Below are 22,197 nucleotides of genomic sequence, written 5' to 3' on the forward strand. Positions count from 1 at the left end.
GGCGTGTCGTCGCCCGGGAAGTCGTACTGAGACAGCAGCTCGCGCACTTCCATCTCAACCAGTTCCAGCAGCTCTTCGTCATCAACCATGTCGCATTTGTTCAGGAACACGATGATGTACGGAACGCCTACCTGACGACCCAGCAGGATGTGCTCACGAGTCTGCGGCATCGGGCCGTCAGTCGCAGCAACTACCAGGATCGCGCCGTCCATCTGGGCAGCACCGGTGATCATGTTTTTCACGTAGTCGGCGTGTCCCGGGCAGTCAACGTGCGCGTAGTGACGAGTCGGGGTATCGTATTCAACGTGAGAAGTGTTGATGGTGATACCACGCGCTTTTTCTTCCGGCGCGTTGTCGATCTGGTCGAATGCACGAGCCTGGCCACCGTAGGTTTTCGCCAGAACGGTAGTGATGGCAGCGGTCAGAGTGGTTTTACCATGGTCAACGTGGCCGATAGTACCGACGTTGACGTGCGGTTTTGTACGTTCAAATTTTTCTTTAGACACGGCTATATTCCTTACTCAAATGCTCTCCCCTGACGGAGAGAGCACGGGATCAATGTGTTGTTAAACCCGAATTACTTACCACGGGCTTCAATAACGGCCTGGGCAACGTTGTTCGGCGCATCATCGTACTTCAGGAACTCCATGGAGTAAGAAGCACGACCTTTGGTCAAAGAGCGCAGCTGAGTTGCGTATCCGAACATTTCAGACAGCGGAACTTCAGCGTGAATCACAACGCCAGTAACGTTGGATTCTTGACCACGCAGCATACCACGACGACGGCTCAGGTCACCGATGACGTCACCAGTGTTCTCTTCCGGCGTTTCTACTTCAACCTTCATGATCGGCTCAAGCAGAACGGGTTTCGCTTTACTGAACGCAGCTTTAAAGGCAATAGAAGCGGCCAGTTTAAACGCCAGTTCAGAGGAGTCAACGTCGTGGTAAGAACCGAAGTGCAGACGCACGCCGAGATCGACTACCGGGAAGCCAGCCAGCGGACCGGCTTTCAGCTGCTCCTGGATGCCTTTATCAACGGCCGGGATGTATTCGCCAGGAATCACACCACCTTTGATATCGTTGATGAACTCGTAGCCTTTCGGATTTGAGCCCGGCTCCAGCGGGTACATGTCGATAACAACATGACCGTACTGACCACGACCACCAGACTGCTTGGCGTGTTTACCTTCAACATCGGTAACTTTAGCGCGAATCGCTTCACGGTAAGCAACCTGCGGTTTACCGACATTCGCCTCCACGTTGAATTCACGCTTCATACGGTCAACGATGATGTCGAGGTGAAGTTCACCCATACCCGCGATGATGGTCTGGTTGGATTCTTCGTCAGTCCATACACGGAAAGACGGGTCTTCCTTCGCCAGACGACCCAGAGCCAGACCCATTTTTTCCTGGTCGGCTTTGGTTTTCGGTTCTACAGCGATGGAGATAACCGGTTCCGGGAATTCCATACGCTCCAGAATGATCGGGTTTTCCGGGTCACACAGGGTGTCACCGGTGATCACGTCTTTCAGGCCGATCGCGGCTGCGATGTCGCCTGCGCGAACTTCTTTGATCTCTTCACGTTTGTTGGCGTGCATCTGAACGATACGGCCAAAACGCTCACGCTCGGATTTCACTGAGTTCAGTACGGTGTCGCCGGAGTTAACTACGCCGGAGTACACGCGGAAGAACGTCAGGTTACCCACAAACGGGTCGGTTGCGATTTTGAACGCCAGTGCAGAGAACGGCTCGTCATCGCTGGCGTGACGCTCAGCCGGCGTATCTTTACCGTCGTCCAGAATACCGTTGATTGCCGGTACGTCAGTCGGTGCCGGCAGGTAATCGACAACGGCATCCAGCATTGCCTGCACGCCCTTGTTCTTGAACGCGGAACCACAGGTAACCAGAATGATCTCGTTGTTCAGAACGCGCTGACGCAGAGCTTTTTTGATCTCTTCTTCAGTCAGCTCTTCACCGCCCAGGTATTTCTCCATCAGCTCTTCGGAAGCTTCCGCAGCGGATTCGATCAGGTTCTGGTGCCATTCGTCAGCCAGGTCCTGCATGTCAGCCGGGATATCTTCATAGGTGAAGGTTACGCCCTGATCGGAGTCATTCCAGTTGATGGCTTTCATTTTCACCAGGTCAACGACGCCGGTGAAATTTTCTTCTGCGCCGATAGCCAGCTGCAACGGAACCGGGTTCGCACCCAGACGCACTTTAATCTGGTCAACGACTTTCAGGAAGTTCGCGCCCATACGGTCCATTTTGTTAACGAACGCGATACGCGGAACTTTATATTTGTTTGCCTGACGCCATACGGTTTCAGACTGCGGCTGAACACCACCTACCGCACAATAAACCATGACTGCGCCATCCAGAACACGCATGGAACGTTCTACTTCGATAGTGAAGTCAACGTGCCCCGGGGTGTCGATGATGTTGATACGGTGCGGTTCATACTGCTTAGCCATACCGGACCAGAAGGCAGTAGTCGCAGCGGAGGTAATAGTGATACCACGCTCCTGTTCCTGCTCCATCCAGTCCATGGTAGCGGCGCCATCATGAACTTCACCGATTTTGTGGTTCACACCGGTGTAGAACAGAATACGTTCGGTAGTAGTGGTCTTACCGGCGTCGATGTGTGCGCTGATACCGATATTACGATAGCGCGCAATGGGTGTTGTACGAGCCATTTGTTTCCTCTATTCCTAGGGCGTTCAAAGTAGTAAACCCGGGCGGGTCAGCCTTTGAAGCGCCCGCCAGGGTATTAACGTCTACGCAGGGATTACCAGCGGTAGTGAGCGAACGCCTTGTTGGCTTCAGCCATACGGTGAACGTCTTCACGTTTCTTCACAGCAGTACCTTTGTTGTCTGCTGCATCAGAAAGTTCGTTCGCCAGGCGCAAAGCCATGGATTTATCACCGCGTTTACGAGCAGCTTCAACGATCCAACGCATAGCCAGAGCATTGCGACGAACCGGACGAACTTCAACTGGAACCTGATAAGTAGAACCACCAACACGGCGCGACTTAACTTCGACAGTCGGGCGCACGTTGTCCAGTGCTGCTTCAAAGGCTTCCAGATGGTCTTTACCAGAACGCTGAGCCAGGGTCTCCAGCGCGGTATAGACGATTGCTTCTGCGGTAGATTTTTTACCATCTACCATCAGGATATTGACGAATTTAGCCAGCAGTTCTGATCCGAACTTCGGATCCGGCAGAATTTTACGCTGACCAATGACGCGACGACGTGGCATGGAAATACTCCGTTGTTAATTCAGGATTGTCCAAAACTCTACGAGTTTAGTTTGACATTAAAGTTAAAACGTTTGGCCTTACTTAACGGAGAACCATTAAGCCTTGGGCTTCTTCACGCCGTATTTGGAACGGGATTGCTTACGGTCTTTAACACCAGAGCAGTCCAGCGCGCCACGTACGGTGTGGTAACGCACACCTGGCAGGTCTTTAACACGACCGCCACGGATCAGGATCACGGAGTGTTCCTGCAGGTTATGACCTTCACCGCCGATATAGGAGGTAACTTCAAAACCGTTGGTTAAACGAACACGACATACTTTACGCAGTGCGGAGTTCGGTTTTTTCGGGGTGGTGGTATATACACGAGTACATACGCCACGTTTCTGCGGGCAGGCTTCCAGCGCCGGAACGTTGCTTTTAGCAACCTTCAGGGAGCGCGGTTTGCGTACCAGCTGGTTAATTGTTGCCATTCAAAAAGCTCCTGGTTTTTGCTTCGTAAACACGTAATAAATCACCCCATACTGAGACAGAGGCAAAGTATGAGGACGCAGAATTTTAGGACTGGCCGGGTAAGGAGTCAAGAAATATACAAAAAGGCGAAATTACCAAGCCAGTTGCCGGGAATGCAGGGCCGTTAATTGCACAAATTCAGTATAGTCAATCAGTACAATTGTGGTGGAAATTTGGTCAACCAGTCCCCGAGCCGCGACGTCCTCTTGCAGGGCGTACACCGTCGCGCCGGAAGATAGCAGGCGTTCGCCGCCTGGCGCGCCGACCAGCGCGGCGGTTACGCCATCCTGCAGCAGCAAAATGACGTCGTCCTCGCCGACGTTGCGCAGCAGCGCGTCCAGGTCGGTACGGTAAGGTGAATGAGCCAGAGTATGCAGCATGAGGTCACCGGTCAAAAGGTCAGGACAGTATCGTAAGTATTCAGCTCAGCACGCAGCGCATCGGCCGCCAGCGGCGCCACATCCAGCACCCATTTGGTTTCCACCGACAATCCGCGCTGGCGCAGCGACGCCTCGCAGACATAACAGCGTTCAATGTCATACAGCGGCAGCACCCCGAAAGTCGCAATATAATTGCGCATCAGGATCAGATCTGGCCGCTGGTTTGGGAGCAGTTGGAATACGCCGTCGGCGATAAAGAAAACCCCGATATCCTCGGTCAGCGCCGACATCGCCAGCAAGGCGTCCAGCCCTTCCCGACCAGCAGCCGAGCCATGAGGAGCCTGGGTAAATACGAAAGCCACTCGCTTCATCTTCATGTCCCCTCGCGCTAAAACTGCACGACGCGATCGCAGCGCAGTACCGACTGCGACAGTTCGCCTAATCCGCTTAGGGTAAACCCCGGCTGGAGATTCGACCCCGCCAGCTGTAATTGTTCCGCCTGCGTCGCGTCGGTCACGCCGCGACGCAGCGCCGCCGCCACACACACATTGAGTTCCACCTGGTGGGTCTGCGCCAGTTGCCGCCAGGCCCGGACCAGATCAAACTCGTCGCTGGCCGGCGCGGTAAGTTGGTTGGCGTTCAGCACCCCTTCGCGGTAGAAGAAAACGCTCTGTAGCCGATACCCTTGCGCCAGCAAAGCCTGCGCGAACTGAAACGCGCTGCTGGCCTGCTGCGTGCCGTAGGCGGGCCCGGTCACCAGCAGGCAGTAGCTCAGCATTAACGATCGTGCCCGCTGAAGTCGCCGCTCTTGAACTGGCGGATATACAGGTAGACGGTATGCTTGGAAATATTCAGCCGGTCGGCCACCTGATTGATGGCGTCCTTGATATCGAAGATGCCTTTCTCATAGAGATTGAGCACAATCTGGCGGTTCTTGGCATTGTTGGAGACGTTGCGATCGGCGTTCACCTCTTCGATAGTGAACTCCAGCGTCTGCGCCACCAGTTCATCCACCGAAGACGCAAAGTTGACGGAGGATGCCACTTCTTTAATTTCAGGCGGCATGAAGGTTTGCATGATCTGTGAGAAGGGGACGTCGAGATTCATATTGATGCACAACAGCCCGATCACGCGCTGTTCGCGATTGCGGATAGCGATGGTTACCGACTTCATCAATACGCCGCTTTTGGCGCGGGTGAAATACGCTCTGGAAACGCTGCTGTCTTCGCCTGCCATATCGTGCAGCATGCGCAACGCCAGATCGGTGATGGGTGAGCCGATTTTACGTCCGGTGTGCTCGCCATTGGCGATACGGACCGCCGAGCATTTCAGGTCGTCCAGCGAGTGCAGCACGATCTCGCAATGATCGCCGATCAGCATCGCCAGACCGTCGACCACTGCTTCATACGATTTCAGGATTTCATAATCCGTCTGCGTGAACGGACGCTGGTCCAGCAAATCAAGGTCATTGGATTCGCCAGTAACAAGCGAAGTAGACATGGCAGGCACCACCCTCAACGTCATTTATCATCGTATTGACAGGATTATCAGTCTATCAAATAACCCTTGCGTCGTCCTTTGTATTTCATGGACGGACCGGGGTCACCGCTCTTAAGGTTGATTTAATTTATCCGGTTTAGAGTGCGACAAATCATATTTTCTTGCCTGGATGGCTATCCGCAATGTTTAAAATGTCTCGTCTCTCCCGCCCCGTCTGGAGCAGCTTTACCTATAACCTGGTGTTCGCTGCTTTCATTACCCTGATACAAAATATCGCCTACTATCGCCAGGTTTCACATCTGGTCGCTATCAATACCTGGCGGGATGGATTATTCCTGGCCACCATGCCTGTAGTCATTTTTGCGGTACTAAATGTTCTGTTCGCCCTGCTGTTCATTTCCTGGCTGCGTCAGGGCGTGGTCGCTCTGCTGCTGGTTGGCGGTGCGGCGGTACAATATTTCATGATCAACTACGGCATCATCATCGACCGTACCATGATGCAGAATGTGTTCGAAACCAACATGGCAGAATCCATGGCGCTGGTGACGCCACAGTATCTGCTCTGGTTGACGCTGCTGGGCATCGTTCCCGCGCTGGGCGCGCTGTGGGTTAAAATCAAACCGACGCCGTTAAGTTGGGTCACGATTGGCGCCCGCTGCTTCAGCATCCTGATGTCGATCGTCGCGATTCTGCTGGTCGCCACCTTTTTCTATAAAGATTACGCCTCGCTGATGCGAAATAATAAGGAACTGGTGAAATCGCTGACCCCCAGCAATATTATTTTCGCCAACATTTCTTATTACCGTCATCACGCGCAAGCCAATTTGCCGCTGGTGCAAATCGGGTTGGATGCGCATAAAAATCCGCAGGCAAGCGGCGATGCCAAAAAGAATTTGGTGATTCTGGTGGTGGGGGAAACGTCCCGTGCCGAGAACTTTTCGCTCGGCGGCTACGACAAGCCCACCAACCCGCGGCTGGCCAACGATAATGTGATCTATTTCGGTCAGACGGCGTCCTGCGGCACCTCTACCGGGGTTTCCGTTCCCTGTATGTTCTCCAACATGCCGCGCGCCGGCTACGATGAACAACTGGCCTCCCATCAGGAAGGATTGCTGGATGTGCTGCAACACGCCGGCGTCAACGTTCGCTGGCAGGAGAACGACGGCGGCTGCAAAGGCGCCTGCGATCGCGTGCCGAGCACGGATATCACCGCGCTGAATCTGCCTGACCAGTGCAGTGGTGGGGAGTGCCATGACGAAGCATTGTTTAGCGACGTCGAAGATTACATCAATCAGTTGAACAACGACGGCATCATTGTGCTGCATACGATGGGCAGCCACGGGCCGGCTTATTACCAGCGCTATCCCGACGACTTTCGAAAATTCACCCCGACCTGCGATACCAATCAGATCCAGACATGCTCGCGAGAATCATTAATCAATACTTACGATAATACGATTCTCTACGTAGACTATATTGTTGATAAGGCAATTAATGTCTTGAAAGGGCATCAGGATAAATTTAACACCGCTTTGGTTTATCTTTCCGACCACGGCGAGTCACTGGGCGAAGATGGGATCTACCTGCACAGCATGCCGTACGCGGTCGCGCCCACACAACAAACCCATATCCCGATGCTGATGTGGCTTTCCGGCGGCTATCAGCAACAGTTCTCCATCGACGACAGTTGCATGCGCAAGCAAGCCGGCCAGCAACGTTTTTCCCAGGACAATCTGTTCCATACCGTTCTGGGCATGTTTAACATTGCGACAAAGGAATATCAGGCGCCGCTTGATATTCTTCAACCGTGTCGGGGCACTTCATGAAACTTTTGATTGTTGAAGATGATACGCTGTTACAGGAAGGATTATTGCAGGCGATGCGCAACGAAGGGTATGTCTGCGATTGCGCCTCCACTGCCAAAGAAGCGGATGCCCTGATCACCAGCGCCCACTACAGCCTGGTGGTACTGGATTTGGGGTTGCCGGATGAAGACGGCCTCACCCTGCTAAACCGCTGGCGGCGGAACCGCTACCAGCAACCGGTGTTAATTCTGACCGCCCGCGATACCGTGGACGATCGCGTTACCGGGCTGGACGTCGGCGCAGACGATTACATGATAAAGCCCTTTGCGCTGAGCGAATTTCAGGCAAGGGTCCGCGCACTGATCCGCCGCCATCAGGGATCCAGCGACAGCTGGATCCGGGTAGACAACATCACGCTCGATCTCAACAATCAACAGGTCATGCTGGACGATAAACCGATCGTCCTGACCCCCAAAGAGTTCGCCATTCTGTCCCGACTGATCCTCAAGGCCGGTTCACAGGTACACCGCGAAGTGCTGCATCAGGACCTTTACAGCTGGGACGACGACCCCTCCTCCAATTCGCTGGAAGTGCATATCCACAACCTGCGGCAGAAGATCGGCAAAAATCGAATCAAGACCCTGCGCGGTTTCGGTTATCTTCTGACCAAAGGGGACCAGACATGAGGCTCATCCCCCGAAACCTTGCGGATCGCACCACCAGCATCAGGAAACAGCTGGTTCTGACGCTCGGCTGTATCTTGCTGATTTGCCAGCTTATCAGCGTGTTTTGGCTATGGTTTGAGAGCAAAGAACAAATTGAACTGCTGGTTAATCAGACGCTGACCGCACAATCACACGAAGATGATATCCAGTTCGAGATTTATGAGGCGATAGCCGCTCTCAGTCTGCCGGGTCTGGTCATGGTTACCGCCACCTTATTAATATGCGCACAGGCCATCAGTCGTCTTACGCGCCCACTCACCGAGCTGCAGCAGGAGTTGCAAAATCGGAGCGCCGAAAATCTGGAGCCGCTCCAGCAACAAAGCAACCTCACCGAAGTCGCGGCCGTCATCGCCAGCATGAACCAGCTGTTTACACGTTTTAGCGAATCGCTGCGTCGCGACCGGCTCTTCGCCTCGAATGTTGCGCATGAGCTGCGCACCCCGCTGGCGGGTATCCGGCTCAGTCTGGAATTGCACGAACAAGTGCACAAGATCGACTGCCAGCCATTAATCAAGCGCATCGACCATCTGACTAAAACCATCGAACAGTTGCTGTTGCTGGCTCGGGTCGGAAACGAACTCGCCGCCGGCCACTATGAGTCAGTGTCCCTGGTTGACGATGTGATTGCGCCAAAACAGGAAGAGCTGGAGGAAATGGCATCCATACGTCACCAACAGCTCGACTGGCGGTCGGACACGCAGACCGGCACCGTACCGGGCAATGCGACGCTATTACAGTTGCTGCTGCGTAATCTGGTGGAAAACGCCTATCGATACAGCCCGGAAAACAGCACTATCACCGTCAGGATCACCGACCATTCCAACGGTGGTTGTGAACTGGTCGTCGCGGACGAGGGACCGGGAATCAACGAATCCCAGGTGGGAGAACTGACCAAAGCGTTTGTACGCATGGATACCCGCTACGGCGGCATCGGGCTCGGGCTGAGCATCGTGACCCGCATCGTGCAGTTGCACCACGGCGAGTTCTTTCTGGAAAACCGGCGTGACCGCACCGGGACTCAGGCCCGTGTGGTGCTGCATACGCATATCCATATCTGATGCTACGCCGGGCCCCACAAGACGGCGGACGCGGCCCTGCCTACGGTGGAAAACGCCCGCCCCGTCGATTTCGTCGTTACCAACGCCATCCGCAGGCTGCAAGCGGACACGCCGGATCATCCCGGCGAACCGATCAGATAAAACGACTGAGAAACGCCTGGGTACGCGGATGGCGCGGAGTGGTCAGTACCGCCTCGGCGCTGCCCTGCTCCACCACCACGCCGCCATCCATAAACACCACCCGATCGGCCGCCTCCCGGGCGAATCCAATCTCGTGGGTAACGACAATCATCGTCAGCCCCTGCTCCGCCAGCGCACGCATGGTGGCCAGCACCTCGCCCACCAGCTCCGGGTCGAGCGCCGATGTGGGCTCGTCGAACAGCATCAGCCGCGGCTTGATCGCCAGCGCTCGGGCAATCGCCACCCGCTGCTGCTGGCCGCCGGACAGATGACGGGGCCAGGCATCGGCCTTATCGCTCAGCCCGACCGTGTTCAGCAATTCCTTCGCGTAGCGAATCGCTTCCCCTTTGGGCCGTTTGTGCACGCCGATTGGCGCTTCGATAATGTTCTGCAGCACCGTCATATGGGGATAAAGATTGAACTGCTGAAACACCATGCCTATCTCCCGGCGCTGCCTTGCGATACGGTGGGGCGACAGACGATGCAGACGACCGTGCTTGAGTTCGTAGCCAATCTGCTCTTCCCCCACCATGATCGAACCGGCGCTCATATCCTCCAAATGGTTGATACAACGCAAAAACGTCGACTTACCCGAACCGGAAGGCCCCAGAATCACCACCACCTCGCCCGGATAGACATCCAGGTCGATCCCTTTCAGGACTTCATTGTCGCCATAGCTTTTCTGAACATTGCGGGCACGTACCAGCGGCATTATATCGTTCATGCACCCTCCTTCTTCATCCAGGGCTGCCCGACGGCGGCAGATGCGCTCTCCGATTCCTGATTTGGCGCCGGTCGGCGTTTGCCGACCGAAACCGTGCGGCGCGAACCGCGGGCGTAATAACGCTCGATCGCCGACTGGCCGACGTTCAGTATCGAAGTAATCAGCAGATACCAAATCACCGCTACCATCAGCATCGGGATAATCTCAAAGGTCCGGTTATAGATGGCCTGCACCGAGTACAACAGATCGCTCATAGCAATCACGCTCACCAGCGAAGTCGCCTTGATCATGCTGATTAACTGGTTGCCGGTCGGCGGAATAATGGCGCGCATAGCCTGGGGAATAATAATGCGGCGTAGCGCCCTCATCCGGCTCATCCCGAAGGCCTGCGTGGTTTCTATCTGGCCCTGATCCACCGATAACAGACCCGAACGGATAATCTCCGCCATATAGGCCGCTTCGTTCAACGCCAGACCGGCGATAGCGGCGGTCAGCGGCGTAATCAGATCGTTGGTCTTCCACTCGACCAGCGTCGGCCCGGTAACCGGAATCGCCAGCGAAATAGTCGGAAACAACGTAGACAGGTTGTACCAGAAAATCAGTTGCACCAGCAGCGGCGTTCCCCGGAAAAACCAGATGTATAAACCGGACAGCCCGCTTAGCAAGCGATTGTCCGACAGGCGGGCAACCGCCAGCAGCAGCCCCAGCGCGACGCCGAGCAGCATGGCGATAACCGTCAGCCCCAGCGTAACCTCCAACCCTTTCATGACCGAGCCTTCGGTAAACCACTGCACCACCACTTTCCACTCAAAATTGGGGTTGGTCGCCACCACCCAGAAAAAATCGGCGGCGACCAGCAAGACCACAATCCAGGAAACCAGGCGCCCATAGCGTGGCGCACTGTGGGCAAACGCCACGTCACGCGCCTTTACGTCAGCATTTTCGCTGGTTCGAGAATCCGTGGCGCCGTCGTTCATTTCGCCGCTCCCTTCGCCAGGTTCACTCCCGGTTCAGAGAGAGTGTTATTGTCCAGCTTCCACTTTTTCATGATGGCGGCGTAAGTCCCGTTCTTGAACAGTTCTTTATAGGCGTCCAGCACCACTTTGCCCAGTTGCGAATCCTTCGGCACCACCGACCCCTGGAAAATATCGCCGAAACCATTCTTCTTGCCGACGGCAGTCAACTCAAGCTGACCATTGGCCTGCCCCACGAAATACACCAGCGGAGCCTGGGAAGAGAAAAAAGCGTCAGAACGCTTGGAACGCACGGCCAAAATAGACGAAGGCTGATCCGTAAACGATTGCACGGTGACAGCGGGTTTACCGGCATCGGAGCAGACCTGAGACTGCTTGCGGATAACCTGCTCAGCGGAACCGCCGGCCATCACCGCGATATTCTTGCCGCAGGCATCATCCAACCCATTGATATTTTGTGGATTGCCTTTCTGCACGGCAAATACCACGAACTCTTGCGCGTAGTCGATGAAGTCATTATCTTTCTGGCGATCGGGGTAATCCCCCACCGGGCCAATCGCCATCTGATACCGGCCGGACTTGATGCCCGCCAGGACTCCGGACAGGCCGCTCACCGTGGCATGTTCAATCTTGACGCCCAGCAATTGCCCCAGCGCTTCGGCCAGATCGGCGCTGGCGCCATCCATCTCGGTCGGGCCTTTAACAATCTCGTACGGGGGGAAGGAGCCGTTGTTCACGGCAACGATCTTCCCGGCCTTCTTGATATCGTCAGGCAGACGATCGTGCAGCGCCTGATCCACTTTTTGGGCCGGAATACTCTCGGCGGCATAGCCGACGCCGGTCACCATTCCCAGCGCTAAAGCCAGTGCGTAGGCAGTCTTCTTCATCATAAATATCCCCTGTCTGTTATTGGGTTTTTAATTCAGGACGGGCAAAACGACGATTTTTCAAAACCGGCAGCGCATCACGCGCCGAGGCGATGCGTTCCGGGTCCAGACAGGCGACCACCAGCGCCGGGCCTTCGGCTGCCTTAGCGATAGACACCCCCAGCGGATCCACCACCATGCTATTGCCGATATTGCGCGGCCCGCATTCCCCAACCGCCACCACATAGCAGGTGTTCTCCAGCGCGCGGGCGGTAACCAACACGTCCCAGTGCATCTCTTTGAGCGGCCCTTTTACCCAGGCCGCGGGCAGCACCAGCACATCAGCGCCATCCAGCACCAGGCGACGGGCCAGCTCAGGAAAACGCACGTCATAACAGGTCATCAGTCCCACTTTCATACCGGCTACATCCACCAACGGCGGAACCGCATCGCCTGGAGTAACCCGCTGCGACTCCTGCATGGAGAAAGCGTCATAAAGGTGCAATTTGTCGTAACGCGCGACAATTTCGCCATCGCGGATGGCGATCAGCACATTCAACGCACGATGATTTTCCGTCGGGACATGAACGCTCATCATGGTTGTCAGCGCGTTGCCGCGGCTGGCCGCCAGCAGTTGACTGACAAACGGGCCGTCCAGCGGCTGCGCCGCTTTCAGCACCAAATCCGGATCGGTGATATCGCGCGCCAGCACGCCTTCCGGCATCACCAGCAGATCGGCGCCGGCCTCCCGCGCGCGGGCCATCAACGACAAACAGGTATCGGCGTTCTCCTGCCATTCGCGACTGACGGCAAACTGCCCCATGGCTACTTTCATGTCTTACGCTCCCTGAGTGTCAAAGGCCGGAAACATTGCTTCCGGCGTCAGTAATGTGTCGGTTATGTCTTGTTCGTAAAGTTCACGGGCGAAATCGGCGATCATTTTGCGGTTGACGTCAAAACCGTTGTCATTCCAGTTGGCCGGCAGATCCTGAGCGGTGCGGCGCAGGTCGTCCAACAGCCAGGGCGTGGTATCCGCGTACTTCTCGCGCTTTTGCTGCCAAACCTGGGCGGATCGATCGATAAGCCGACTCAGTTCCCTGGGCAGCCACGGCAGCGACTCGACCAGCGCCGGTTTGATGCCGAGCATATGGATGCCTGGCACATAACCCACGCGACGGAAATACGTCAGTTCGGCCTGGCGGAAATCAGCCTGCACTTGGCGCAGCCCGGACCCCGGCAGGAAGAAGCCCTGCGGCATAAACGGGGTGAAAACGGCATCCAGCTCTCCGGCCTGCAACAATTCAATCAGCGGACGCTCGCCCGGCGCGGCTTCAATATGACCGGGGCGACCAAACCGTCCCAGACGATCGACGATGGGGTGATCAGCCGTCAGTCGTCCGGCAAACCAGCGAACATCCTCAATGCCCACGCCGGCTTCCCGCAGCAGAGTGCGCGTCCAGGTATTGCCGGAATCCTGCCAACCGGTCACGCCGATGCGCCCGCCCTTCAACTGTTCCAGCGACGTAACGGGGTTATCCGCCGTGGTGATGATGCAGCGCTGCCGAAACCCCCGCATCAAAAAATGGGGCACGCCCAACAATGACGTATCGCCTTTGGCGCGCGCCTGCGCATAACGGCTGAAAGAAACTTCGCCCGCATCGTAATGCTCGCTGGTGGCCAGATCGTCCACCAGCGTATTCACCCGGTGTACCTCAACGTTGAATCTTTCCGACCGGACATCGCCGAGCGCCAACGGCGTGAAATAGTCCCAATCCCGAACGGCCAGTCTAATGGTGATCATTATGTTTTTTTCCTTACGCTCCCGGTGTTGCGCGCAATCCGAACGCATTCAGATTGTTTTGCATCCAAATACTGCTTGAATTTGATACTATGGCGATAATATTATCTGTACAATAATTTATTTGTTATTGAACAAATCATTTTCTTATGACGAAAGCACTGGATTCCACCTGGCTGGCAGAACAGATCAGCGATACCTCGATCAAGGGGATTGCCCAGATTACCGCTACGTTGATTCGCGAAGGGCGCATACCTATCGGCACTCAGCTTCCTGCCGTGCGGGAGCTGGCAGAACATCTGGGCGTCAGCCCAGCGACGGTTTCCGCCGCGTGGGGGCAGTTAAAACGGCAAAAGACAATTGCCGGTAAAGGGCGCAGCGGCGTTTGGGTTTGCGGCGACCACGACACGCCAAAGCCGGTGAGGTTTGAAAAGATCGGTAATTACGGCAGCGGTATTCAGGCCGATCTAGCCATGGCATGTCCGGATCCGCGATTACTGCCGGACCTGCGGGACGCCATGCTACAAGGGATACGCTCCAGCAAGTTGAACAGCTATCAACGCGACCTGATTACACCGACGCTGCGCCAGGCGCTGGCACCGCGCTGGCCGTTTCAGGCGCAGGCATTCATGGCTACCGACGGCGGCTTTGACGCCATGAACCTGATCATCCAGACGCTGGTATCACCGGGCGATAAAATCATCATTGAAGATCCCACCGCGACCCGACTGCTGGATATGCTGGATAACGTCGGCGCCGAACTGCTGGCGCTGGCTTGCGATGAACAGGGGCCACGACCCGACGTGCTGGAAATGCAGTTGAGGAAATCGCCGATCATGTTCATCTACCAGCCCCGTACCCACTCCGCCGCCGGACATACCGTCAGCGAAAGCCGCAGTGCCGAACTGGCGCACCTGCTTGCGGATAGCGCGACACTGGTGGTAGAAGACGACGGCATCGGCGAACTGTCCGCCTGGCCGGTCTGGAGCCTCGGGCGTTACTACCCGGAAAGAACGCTGCACGTGCGTTCGTTTTCCAAAGCCTACGGCCCGGATTTGCGGTTGGCGGTCCTGTCCGGCCCGGAGTCGCTGGTCAAACGCCTGCAATCGTTTCGCAACTTCGGCGCCAGTTGGACCAGCCGCATTCTGCAGGATGCCGTGGCCTGGATGCTGACCGACCCGACGACTCAACGCAAACTGCAACAGGCCCGCGACTGCTATGCCGAGCGCCGCCGCCTGCTGCTGAAGGCGTTGGCCCGCCGCGGCCTGCATCTGCCCGATCGTGACGGCTTGAGCATTTACCTTCCCGTCGAATCCGAGCAGTTCGCCATGATTACCCTGGCCGCGCGCGGCATCGCCGTATTGCCGGGAGAGCGTTGCCGCTGCGGCGGCGCACAGTTTATTCGCGTCAGCACGTCAATGCTGAACGAGGATCAGGTGGAAAGCATTGCCGATGCGCTGGTACTCGCCGCCGGCATGGAGATAGACGGGCATCACGCCGATCTCTGATTCCGCCGTTGCGCGCCGACGCGCGTTTGGGGCCACGCACAACGACCGGTACGTCGGATAGCGGACATCAAAAACATCAAACGTGTTTTTCAACGACGCCGCGTCAGGGCGACGAATCGGGATGTAAGCCATAAAAAAACCGCAGGGAGAACCTGCGGTTTGGTTTTTTCAAGCCCGGAATAATTACTGGGCGGCTTTCTTAGCCTTTTCGTCAGCCGGCTTTTCCGCTTTCGGCGCAGCGCCTTTAGCGTCGGCATCGGATTTGATGTCCAGCAATTCGACTTCGAACACCAGCGTGGAGTTAGCCGGGATCCCCGGAACGCCCGCTTCGCCGTAAGCCAGTGCCGGCGGGATCACCAGCTTGATCTGGCCGCCTTTCTTCACATGCTTGAGGCCTTCGGTCCAGCCCGGGATTACACCGTCCAGACGGAAGGACAGCGGTTCGCCGCGCTTGTAGGAGTTATCGAACTCGGAACCGTCAACCAGCGTACCTTTGTAGTTCACCACTACGGTATCGCTGTCTTTCGGCGCCGCGCCGGTCCCTTCCTTCTCTACCTGATAGAGCAGGCCGGATTCGGTTTTCTTCACGCCTTTTTCTTTAGCGAAGGCATCACGGAATTTAGCGCCTTTATCCGCGTTGTCTTTGGCATCCTGCTGCATTTTGGCCTGAGCGGCTTCTTTCACGCGGCCTTCAAACGACTGCAGGGTTTTCTCGATCTCTTCGTCAGACAGCTTGCTCTTGTCGGCAAACGCGTCCTGCACGCCCTGAATCAGCTGTTGCTTATCCAGCTTGATACCCAGCTTTTCCTGCTCTTTCAGTGAGTTATCCATGTAGCGACCCAGCGACGCGCCCAGTGCGTAGGCTGCGGCTTCTTCATCGCTCTTGAATTTGCCCGCCGCCGCTTTCGCTGCGTCCGCTGGGGCAGAGGCTGCCGCCGCATCAGTGGTCTTGGCCGCGTCCGCCGCCATAACACCCGTACTCAGCGCCAGTCCCATGGCTGCCGTCAGCAGTGTGACTTTAAACAGTGATTTCATCCATCTCTCCAACATTCGGAGCACCATGCCCCGGCAACATTAACATTTCGCCAGCTACTATAACGTTGCGCGCAAAGACAATACAACGACGCGCCGCACCGGATAGCGAAAAATTCTGCACGCCAGGATTTACGCCCGACGGCGTATGGTTTTACTACCAGAACTTTCCGCTTTCTGACACACTCAGCGCACACTGCACGGGAGGAAAAAAAGATGTCATTATCAGCACTGGAGCAACGGCTCGAATTACTGGAAAGTCGCCTGGCTTTTCAGGAGGTCACCATTGAGGAATTGAATCAGACCGTGGTGCAGCACGAACTGGAAATGGTCAGGCTGCGCGAACAACTGCGGCTGATGACCGAGAAACTGCGGGCGACGTCGCCATCGATGATTGCTTCGCAGGCGGAAGAAACGCCGCCGCCGCACTATTAACCAGCCCAGTTAACCAGCCCAGTCATCCGGTTAACCCGACCGCCGTGACCCGTCAGGCGCGGCAGGCTATGCCTTACGCCACTGCCGCGGGCTGATGCCGAACCAGCGGCGGAACGCGCGGGAAAAGGCGCTGACCTCAGAGTATCCCAGCAGGAACGCCATCTCGGAAATCGACAGCTGGCGCTGCTGCAGATAGTGGGTCGCCATCTCGCACCGCACCTTCTCCACCAGTTGGGTGAAAGTCATGCCTTCGTCTTTCAGCCGCCGCTGCAGCGACCAGCTTGATAGACCAATGTTCTCCGCCACCTCTTCCAGCGACGGCTCGCCCTGCGGCAATACCTGACGCAACCGGGCGCGCGCCATATCCACCACGCTCTGCTGGGGAACGTCGCTGTTTAGCCGACGCAGTGAATCCTGCACCACCAGCAACAGCAACGGATCATGATCCGGCATGGATCGCATCAGGTCGCGTTTGGGGATCAGTAGAGAATTGAACGGTTGATCGAAGTAAACCGGCGCGTCGAACGCCTTGCAGTGCTCATGCCACTGTTCAGGACGAGGATGCTCAAAATGCACTTCCCGCGGCGCCCAGTTTTTGCCTGCCGCATGACGAATCAGGTTCAACATCATCCCCAGCGTCAGTTCCGCATCCTGACGGCAGTGCAGGATGGCGCCGTGACGCACCTGATAGTCGAAGCGCCAGCAGTCGCCCTTGTCCACCAGACGGATCAGCGTATCGTGCTGATGAAAGGGAAAGGCATTGACTACGTTATGCAATGCCTGCTCCAGAGTGGCACTGCATAACCCAACATAGCCTATCAACCCCAGCGCCTGCGGCTTGAACTGCCGGCCGTAATGCAGCCCGAAATTGTCGCAATCCGAATAGCGGGCGGCTTCCTCCAGCACCCGGCAGTAATTCACCAGCCCGACACTGAGCGTTGGGCAGGCCAGCAATTCCGGATTGATGCCGCTGATGCCCAGAATGCGATCCGCATCGCCCCCTTTTTCACCGATGAAATCGGTCAGGCCCGATGCGGCGGCGGCCAGAACGCCCCGGTGCCCGCTGGGCAACTCGGCGACCGGCGGCAGCCGAAAAGACGTGGTTTCCATGATTCCTGCCTCACACACAACCGACGAAATATCATAGACCTGCAATTTCCATACCATTCACAAGCCACTGATTTAACTGGCGCCGTAAGACAGAACAGCACCATGGCGATCCCACGGTGCGCTGTTGTGGTGCAGTTGCCGCGATGCAGGATCAGGCGCCGACCGGCAGCGCTTCTTTGTCCAGATAGCGGCGGCACAACCGCACGGTGTGATCGCTCCAGTCCGCACCCAGGCCGATCGCCTGTTCGGTCTGGCTATGGGAACCCGCCCAGGCCATCAACTGGATGCGACGTTGGATCAACAGCGACGGGATCACCGCCCGATCCGCCTCGCTAAGCGGACATACACGCTGATAGCCGCTGAGCCAGCCTTCCACCCATGCGGGCGCGCTGGGGTGATGCTCCACGAAACTGATCGCCGCCGCCAAATCGTGCAGATACCAGCTGAAGCCGCAATCGTCAAAATCGATCACCCGGGTTTCGCCGTTCTGCAACAACAGGTTGGTCAGGCGCAAATCCGCGTGAATCAAGCCATAGCGCTGGCTGTCTTTGCCATAGTGCGTTAGCGCGTCGCGCACCTGCGCCAGCGTTTCCTCGATGGTGCCGTGATCTTCCGCCTTCAGGTTGGGCGCATCCTGCCAGCGCCCCCAATGACCGTGCGCCCCGACCATAGTATCGTGGTCCCAGACCAGACGACGGAAGCCGGTCGGGCGCGTCCAGCGCCGGCTGTGCTGGTGCAAACGGGCGGTGATCACGCCCAGTTGCTCAAAGGCGGCGGCATCGACGGCCGTGGTCGGCATCTCGCCTTCAATCCAGTGAAACAGCACCACATTGCGCACCGTGCCGTCTTCCATCGTCACCGTTTGCACTGTTTCGCCGTCCAGCCCGGTCAGCGCCTGCGGCACCGTAATCCCCTCTTCCCGCAGCGCATCCAGCCAGGCCAGCTCGCCGGCGATATCCTCGCGCTGATGGTAGCCAGGCCGGTGAATGCGCATCGCGTAACGTTTACCACCCGCGACCAGCCGATAGGTGGCGTTTTCCGAACGGCACAGCAGGGAGAGCTGCCCCTGCAACGCAGACGGGTAACGTTTCAGGGCCAGTGCGGCCAGTTGGTCCAACGTGGTGTTATCAAGGGTATCGTACTGTTCTGCCATGTCCTGCTCCGCCATGTCCTGTTCCGCCATACGTGTTATCTCATCCAAAGAGGGCCAGACCGGGCAGCGCCCGAGTGATAGAGCGCTGCCCGGCTCTCAGGATGTGACCACTCCCGTTACGATGCTTGACGTCGCAGCGCCGCAAATTGACCGTACGCGACACCTCCCGGTCGAATTCCCTCGGTTTGACCGCAGAGCGCAAAAATCTCCGCGCGGATGTCAAGTCGCCGGCTGACCGTCAGCGGCATTATCGAAACATGCGGACCTGGCAAGCGTGCCCGTCGCAGACAAGAGCAAAACGGTTGTTACTATCCAATGATTGTTACAACCCGATGATTGTTACAACCCGATGATTTTTATAACCAACTGATTCTTATAAATAGGGGTGATGAAAACCTGCTGTTTTCATCCCGCGTCTTGTAGGGGAGAGCGTCATGACAATGCAGTTAAAACCCACCCTGGGTACGCTTCATCTGTGGGGGATTGCCGTCGGTCTGGTGATTTCCGGTGAATACTTTGGCTGGAGCTACGGCTGGGGCGTGGCGGGAACGCTGGGCTTTCTGGTCACCACCCTGATTATCGCCGCCATGTATACCTGTTTTATTTTCAGCTTTACCGAGCTGACCACCGCCATTCCTCACGCCGGCGGTCCGTTTGCTTACAGCCGTCGTGCGTTTGGCGAAACCGGCGGTCTGATCGCCGGCATGGCGACCTTGATCGAGTTCGTGTTCGCTCCGCCGTCGATCGCGATGGCTATCGGCGCTTACCTCAACGTGCAGTATCCATCACTGGACCCGCGCTACGCGGCCACCGGCGCTTATCTGATCTTCATGACGCTAAATATTCTGGGTGTGAAACTGGCGGCGATGTTTGAGCTGTTTGTCACCGTGCTGGCGGTCATTGAGTTGCTGGTGTTCATGGGTGTGGTGGCGCCGGGTTTCAGCATCAGTCACTTCGTCGCCAACGGCTGGGCGGGCAGCGACCAATTCGGCAGCCCGGCTATCTCCGGCATCTTCGCCGCGATTCCTTTCGCCATCTGGTTCTTTCTGGCGATTGAAGGCGCCGCCATGGCCGCCGAAGAGGCCAAAGACCCGCAACGTACCATCCCCAAAGCCTATATCAGCGGCATCATCACGCTGGTAGTGCTGGCGCTCGGGGTGATGATCATGGCCGGCGGCGTCGGTGACTGGCGCACCCTGTCCAACATCAACGATCCGCTGCCGCAGGCAATGAAAGCGGTGGTGGGTGCAAACTCCGGCTGGATGCACATGCTGGTGTGGATCGGGCTGTTCGGACTGATCGCCAGTTTTCACGGCATTATCCTCGGCTACTCCCGCCAGTTCTTCGCGCTGGCCCGCGCCGGTTACCTGCCCGCCGGGCTGGCGAAACTATCCCGTTTCCAGACGCCGCACCGCGCCATTCTGACCGGTGGGGTGATTGGCATCGCTACTATCTTTAGCGACAGTTGGATCAATCTACAGGGGATGAGCCTGACCGCGGCGATGATCACCATGGCCGTGTTCGGCGCTAACGTGATGTACCTGATGAGTATGCTGAGCCTGTTCCGCCTGCGCCGTACCGAACCGGACCTGCATCGCACTTTCCATGCGCCGGGTTATCCGATCATCCCGGCTATCGCCCTGGTGCTGTCGGTGGTATGCCTGATAGCTATGCTGTGGTTTAACCCGGTGATTGGCGGCTTGTTCATCGTGCTGATGCTGGCGGGCTACAGCTATTTCCTGATGACCCGCGCCCAGCGCGACAATGCCCCGCAGGACGCGATGCTGGTGGGGAAAGAGTGAGCGGCCCCATTCGCTGATGCCGTTTTAGCGCCTCCCGTTCGGGAGGCGCGTTGTTATCAGGGGCCGTGAAACCCTACCACTCAGGCAAGGCGGTCGTTGCTATACTCCGCGCTGCAGCATCGGATAGGTGAAAAACAGCAGGTGGTACAGGTTCAGGCCAAAGTGGAACAGCGTGGCGACCCACAACTTCCCGCTCCACATCCAGGCCAAACCGTACAACAAGCCCGCCAGTGCGGCAAACGCCATCAGCATCGCTCCACCGGAAACATGCAGCGCGCCAAACAGCAATGCAGATACCGCCAGCGCCAGCCACGGCGACATCACGCCCGCTAACCGCTGTTGCAGGTAACCGCGAAACAATGCCTCTTCCGCCAGCGATACAAAAAACAGGTTAGCCAGCATAAAAGACCACAACCACGGTGGATTGTGGGTTTCCAGCTGCAACCCACCCGCCAGCACCGCCCCCCACAGCAGCATTGGAACAGCCAGCACCAGCAGGAACCACCCCCATTTGCCCGGCGAACGCACCGGCGATGATGAAAATAACGTCGGCATGCAGGCTAGTAATACAAAAGGGATCAATGCTTTGTCGAGATTGAAATACATTGAAAATGCTGCGCTTTTCGGACCGGCATACACGTTATCAAGCACTTTGGGATTATCGAATCCAGGTGCCTGCTGCAGGGCTAGTGCAACCACGCCAGCAACCAGAAGGATTTCTGTTGCGCGCCTTATGTCAGGATGAGAGCGGTACGCCACATGCAGCGCAGCGACCAGCGCCAACAAGCCCAGAAATCCCATTCCTGACCAGGCCAGCACACCATTTCCCAGCCCCCACACCAGCGTCGCCAGCAATAATACGATAGCGATAGTTCTGTTGAATTGCAGAGTCAACAATGACCCCGCCAGCGTTATCCACATCTTGTAGGTTGCTCTCCTTTTTTCGTCAGGCATCTGGTTCGCGAGGCAATCCGGCCTGCCACACTATGGCTCGTGGAACCCTATCATGCTGTCCAGGTGCAAGCCACGAGACCGATGATGAGTTGCCCGCCGCAATAATAACCATGGTGATGTGCATTCAACGCCTCCCGGCCGGGAGGTGTTTGGTTTTCATGATGCTTTGGCCTTCATGGTGGCCTGTCTTGCTCTGACGGGTACACAACGTGTAAACGAGTATGACTGAATCGCACCTGCCCGATTTACCCACTCACCCAATCCACCCAGGCGGTTTTTATCATAACGTGCTCTTCATGAAACAAAAAACACACATTAATTAAACAAAAAATCAACCAGCCTATTTTTTCACCATTACTCACCGATAACACATAAATTATATTTATCTTTATTGCCAACAAATGCTTACAACTCACTTGCCAGTAAG

Annotated in this window: 22 protein-coding genes and 1 pseudogene; 6 read left to right on the top strand and 17 right to left on the bottom strand. The window is 56.6% G+C overall.

The window, feature by feature from the left end; translation table 11 throughout:
* The 8 genes and pseudogenes from DDA898_RS19350 to DDA898_RS19385 all read right to left on the bottom strand — a co-directional run.
* Window positions 1-506 (bottom strand): annotated as a pseudogene (locus tag DDA898_RS19350) (GTP-binding protein); the annotation flags it as partial.
* Between the two features lie 71 nt (window positions 507-577).
* Window positions 578-2,692, bottom strand: coding sequence for an elongation factor G (gene fusA, locus DDA898_RS19355; RefSeq protein WP_013319706.1), 2,115 nt, complete (start codon window positions 2,690-2,692; stop codon window positions 578-580).
* A 92-nt stretch (window positions 2,693-2,784) separates the two neighbouring features.
* On the bottom strand, window positions 2,785-3,255 hold the full coding sequence (gene rpsG, locus DDA898_RS19360) for a 30S ribosomal protein S7 (protein WP_013319707.1): 471 nt from the start codon (window positions 3,253-3,255) through the stop codon (window positions 2,785-2,787).
* A 96-nt stretch (window positions 3,256-3,351) separates the two neighbouring features.
* Window positions 3,352-3,726 carry a 30S ribosomal protein S12 gene (gene rpsL / locus DDA898_RS19365; protein WP_012768095.1) on the bottom strand — a complete coding sequence of 125 codons (375 nt, stop codon included), beginning with the start codon at window positions 3,724-3,726 and terminating at the stop codon, window positions 3,352-3,354.
* A gap of 132 nt (window positions 3,727-3,858) precedes the next feature.
* Window positions 3,859-4,146, bottom strand: coding sequence for a sulfurtransferase complex subunit TusB (tusB, locus tag DDA898_RS19370; RefSeq protein ID WP_013319708.1), 288 nt, complete (start codon window positions 4,144-4,146; stop codon window positions 3,859-3,861).
* 11 nt (window positions 4,147-4,157) lie between these two features.
* Window positions 4,158-4,517 (bottom strand): sulfurtransferase complex subunit TusC, encoded by a 360-nt coding sequence (gene tusC / locus DDA898_RS19375; RefSeq protein WP_038912071.1) that lies wholly within the window; start codon window positions 4,515-4,517, stop codon window positions 4,158-4,160.
* Window positions 4,518-4,534: 17 nt separating this feature from the next.
* Window positions 4,535-4,924 carry a sulfurtransferase complex subunit TusD gene (tusD, locus tag DDA898_RS19380; protein WP_038912072.1) on the bottom strand — a complete coding sequence of 130 codons (390 nt, stop codon included), beginning with the start codon at window positions 4,922-4,924 and terminating at the stop codon, window positions 4,535-4,537.
* Window positions 4,924-5,646: a helix-turn-helix transcriptional regulator gene (locus DDA898_RS19385; RefSeq protein WP_013319711.1), complete on the bottom strand. Its 723-nt coding sequence runs from the start codon at window positions 5,644-5,646 to the stop codon at window positions 4,924-4,926. The genes tusD and DDA898_RS19385 overlap by 1 nt, the downstream gene beginning before the upstream one ends.
* A 182-nt stretch (window positions 5,647-5,828) precedes the next feature.
* Between DDA898_RS19385 and eptA the strand changes: the two genes are divergently transcribed.
* From eptA to pmrB, 3 genes are read left to right on the top strand one after another with little or no spacing between them, the layout of a single operon-like run.
* The gene (gene eptA / locus DDA898_RS19390; RefSeq protein WP_038912073.1) at window positions 5,829-7,472 is read left to right on the top strand and encodes a phosphoethanolamine transferase EptA; all 1,644 of its coding nucleotides are present in this window, start codon (window positions 5,829-5,831) and stop codon (window positions 7,470-7,472) included.
* The gene (pmrA, locus tag DDA898_RS19395) at window positions 7,469-8,137 is read left to right on the top strand and encodes a two-component system response regulator PmrA (protein WP_013319713.1); all 669 of its coding nucleotides are present in this window, start codon (window positions 7,469-7,471) and stop codon (window positions 8,135-8,137) included. Before eptA ends, pmrA begins: the two co-directional genes overlap by 4 nt.
* Window positions 8,134-9,234 carry a two-component system sensor histidine kinase PmrB gene (pmrB, locus tag DDA898_RS19400; RefSeq protein WP_038912074.1) on the top strand — a complete coding sequence of 367 codons (1,101 nt, stop codon included), beginning with the start codon at window positions 8,134-8,136 and terminating at the stop codon, window positions 9,232-9,234. The genes pmrA and pmrB overlap by 4 nt, the downstream gene beginning before the upstream one ends.
* A gap of 133 nt (window positions 9,235-9,367) precedes the next feature.
* On the opposite strand, the gene DDA898_RS19405 is transcribed toward pmrB, so the two are convergent.
* The 5 genes from DDA898_RS19405 to DDA898_RS19425 are packed head-to-tail and all read right to left on the bottom strand — an operon-like array spanning window position 9,368 to window position 13,779.
* Entirely contained in the window at window positions 9,368-10,138 is a 771-nt protein-coding gene (locus DDA898_RS19405; RefSeq protein ID WP_038902223.1) for an amino acid ABC transporter ATP-binding protein, read from the bottom strand.
* Window positions 10,135-11,115, bottom strand: coding sequence for an amino acid ABC transporter permease (locus tag DDA898_RS19410; RefSeq protein ID WP_038912075.1), 981 nt, complete (start codon window positions 11,113-11,115; stop codon window positions 10,135-10,137). Before DDA898_RS19410 ends, DDA898_RS19405 begins: the two co-directional genes overlap by 4 nt.
* Window positions 11,112-11,999, bottom strand: a complete 888-nt coding sequence (locus tag DDA898_RS19415; protein ID WP_038912664.1) for an ABC transporter substrate-binding protein — start codon at window positions 11,997-11,999, stop codon at window positions 11,112-11,114. The genes DDA898_RS19410 and DDA898_RS19415 overlap by 4 nt, the downstream gene beginning before the upstream one ends.
* Before the next feature lie 19 nt (window positions 12,000-12,018).
* Window positions 12,019-12,813, bottom strand: coding sequence for a deaminated glutathione amidase (locus DDA898_RS19420; protein ID WP_022635126.1), 795 nt, complete (start codon window positions 12,811-12,813; stop codon window positions 12,019-12,021).
* 3 nt (window positions 12,814-12,816) lie between these two features.
* Window positions 12,817-13,779 carry a substrate-binding domain-containing protein gene (locus DDA898_RS19425; protein ID WP_038912077.1) on the bottom strand — a complete coding sequence of 321 codons (963 nt, stop codon included), beginning with the start codon at window positions 13,777-13,779 and terminating at the stop codon, window positions 12,817-12,819.
* A gap of 146 nt (window positions 13,780-13,925) precedes the next feature.
* On the opposite strand from DDA898_RS19425, the gene DDA898_RS19430 reads away from it, so the two are divergent.
* Window positions 13,926-15,284, top strand: coding sequence for an aminotransferase-like domain-containing protein (locus DDA898_RS19430; RefSeq protein ID WP_038912078.1), 1,359 nt, complete (start codon window positions 13,926-13,928; stop codon window positions 15,282-15,284).
* Window positions 15,285-15,467: 183 nt separating this feature from the next.
* Here DDA898_RS19430 and fkpA read toward each other — a convergent pair whose 3' ends face one another.
* Window positions 15,468-16,319, bottom strand: a complete 852-nt coding sequence (gene fkpA / locus DDA898_RS19435) for an FKBP-type peptidyl-prolyl cis-trans isomerase (protein WP_013319715.1) — start codon at window positions 16,317-16,319, stop codon at window positions 15,468-15,470.
* Between the two features lie 213 nt (window positions 16,320-16,532).
* On the opposite strand from fkpA, the gene DDA898_RS19440 reads away from it, so the two are divergent.
* Window positions 16,533-16,751: a protein SlyX gene (locus tag DDA898_RS19440; RefSeq protein WP_013319717.1), complete on the top strand. Its 219-nt coding sequence runs from the start codon at window positions 16,533-16,535 to the stop codon at window positions 16,749-16,751.
* Window positions 16,752-16,817: 66 nt separating this feature from the next.
* On the opposite strand, the gene qhpR is transcribed toward DDA898_RS19440, so the two are convergent.
* Together qhpR and DDA898_RS19450 are read right to left on the bottom strand one after the other, a co-directional pair.
* Window positions 16,818-17,861: an AraC-like transcriptional regulator QhpR gene (gene qhpR, locus DDA898_RS19445; RefSeq protein WP_038912079.1), complete on the bottom strand. Its 1,044-nt coding sequence runs from the start codon at window positions 17,859-17,861 to the stop codon at window positions 16,818-16,820.
* Between the two features lie 151 nt (window positions 17,862-18,012).
* Window positions 18,013-19,029, bottom strand: coding sequence for a phosphotransferase enzyme family protein (locus DDA898_RS19450; protein WP_038912665.1), 1,017 nt, complete (start codon window positions 19,027-19,029; stop codon window positions 18,013-18,015).
* Window positions 19,030-19,448: 419 nt separating this feature from the next.
* Between DDA898_RS19450 and eat the strand changes: the two genes are divergently transcribed.
* Window positions 19,449-20,816, top strand: a complete 1,368-nt coding sequence (gene eat, locus DDA898_RS19455) for an ethanolamine permease (protein WP_038912080.1) — start codon at window positions 19,449-19,451, stop codon at window positions 20,814-20,816.
* Between the two features lie 99 nt (window positions 20,817-20,915).
* Here eat and DDA898_RS19460 read toward each other — a convergent pair whose 3' ends face one another.
* Window positions 20,916-21,737 (bottom strand): CPBP family intramembrane glutamic endopeptidase, encoded by an 822-nt coding sequence (locus tag DDA898_RS19460; protein ID WP_038912081.1) that lies wholly within the window; start codon window positions 21,735-21,737, stop codon window positions 20,916-20,918.
* Between the last annotated feature and the right edge of the window lie 460 nt (window positions 21,738-22,197).

This window comes from Dickeya dadantii NCPPB 898, assembly GCF_000406145.1.
Taxonomy (GTDB): domain Bacteria; phylum Pseudomonadota; class Gammaproteobacteria; order Enterobacterales; family Enterobacteriaceae; genus Dickeya; species Dickeya dadantii.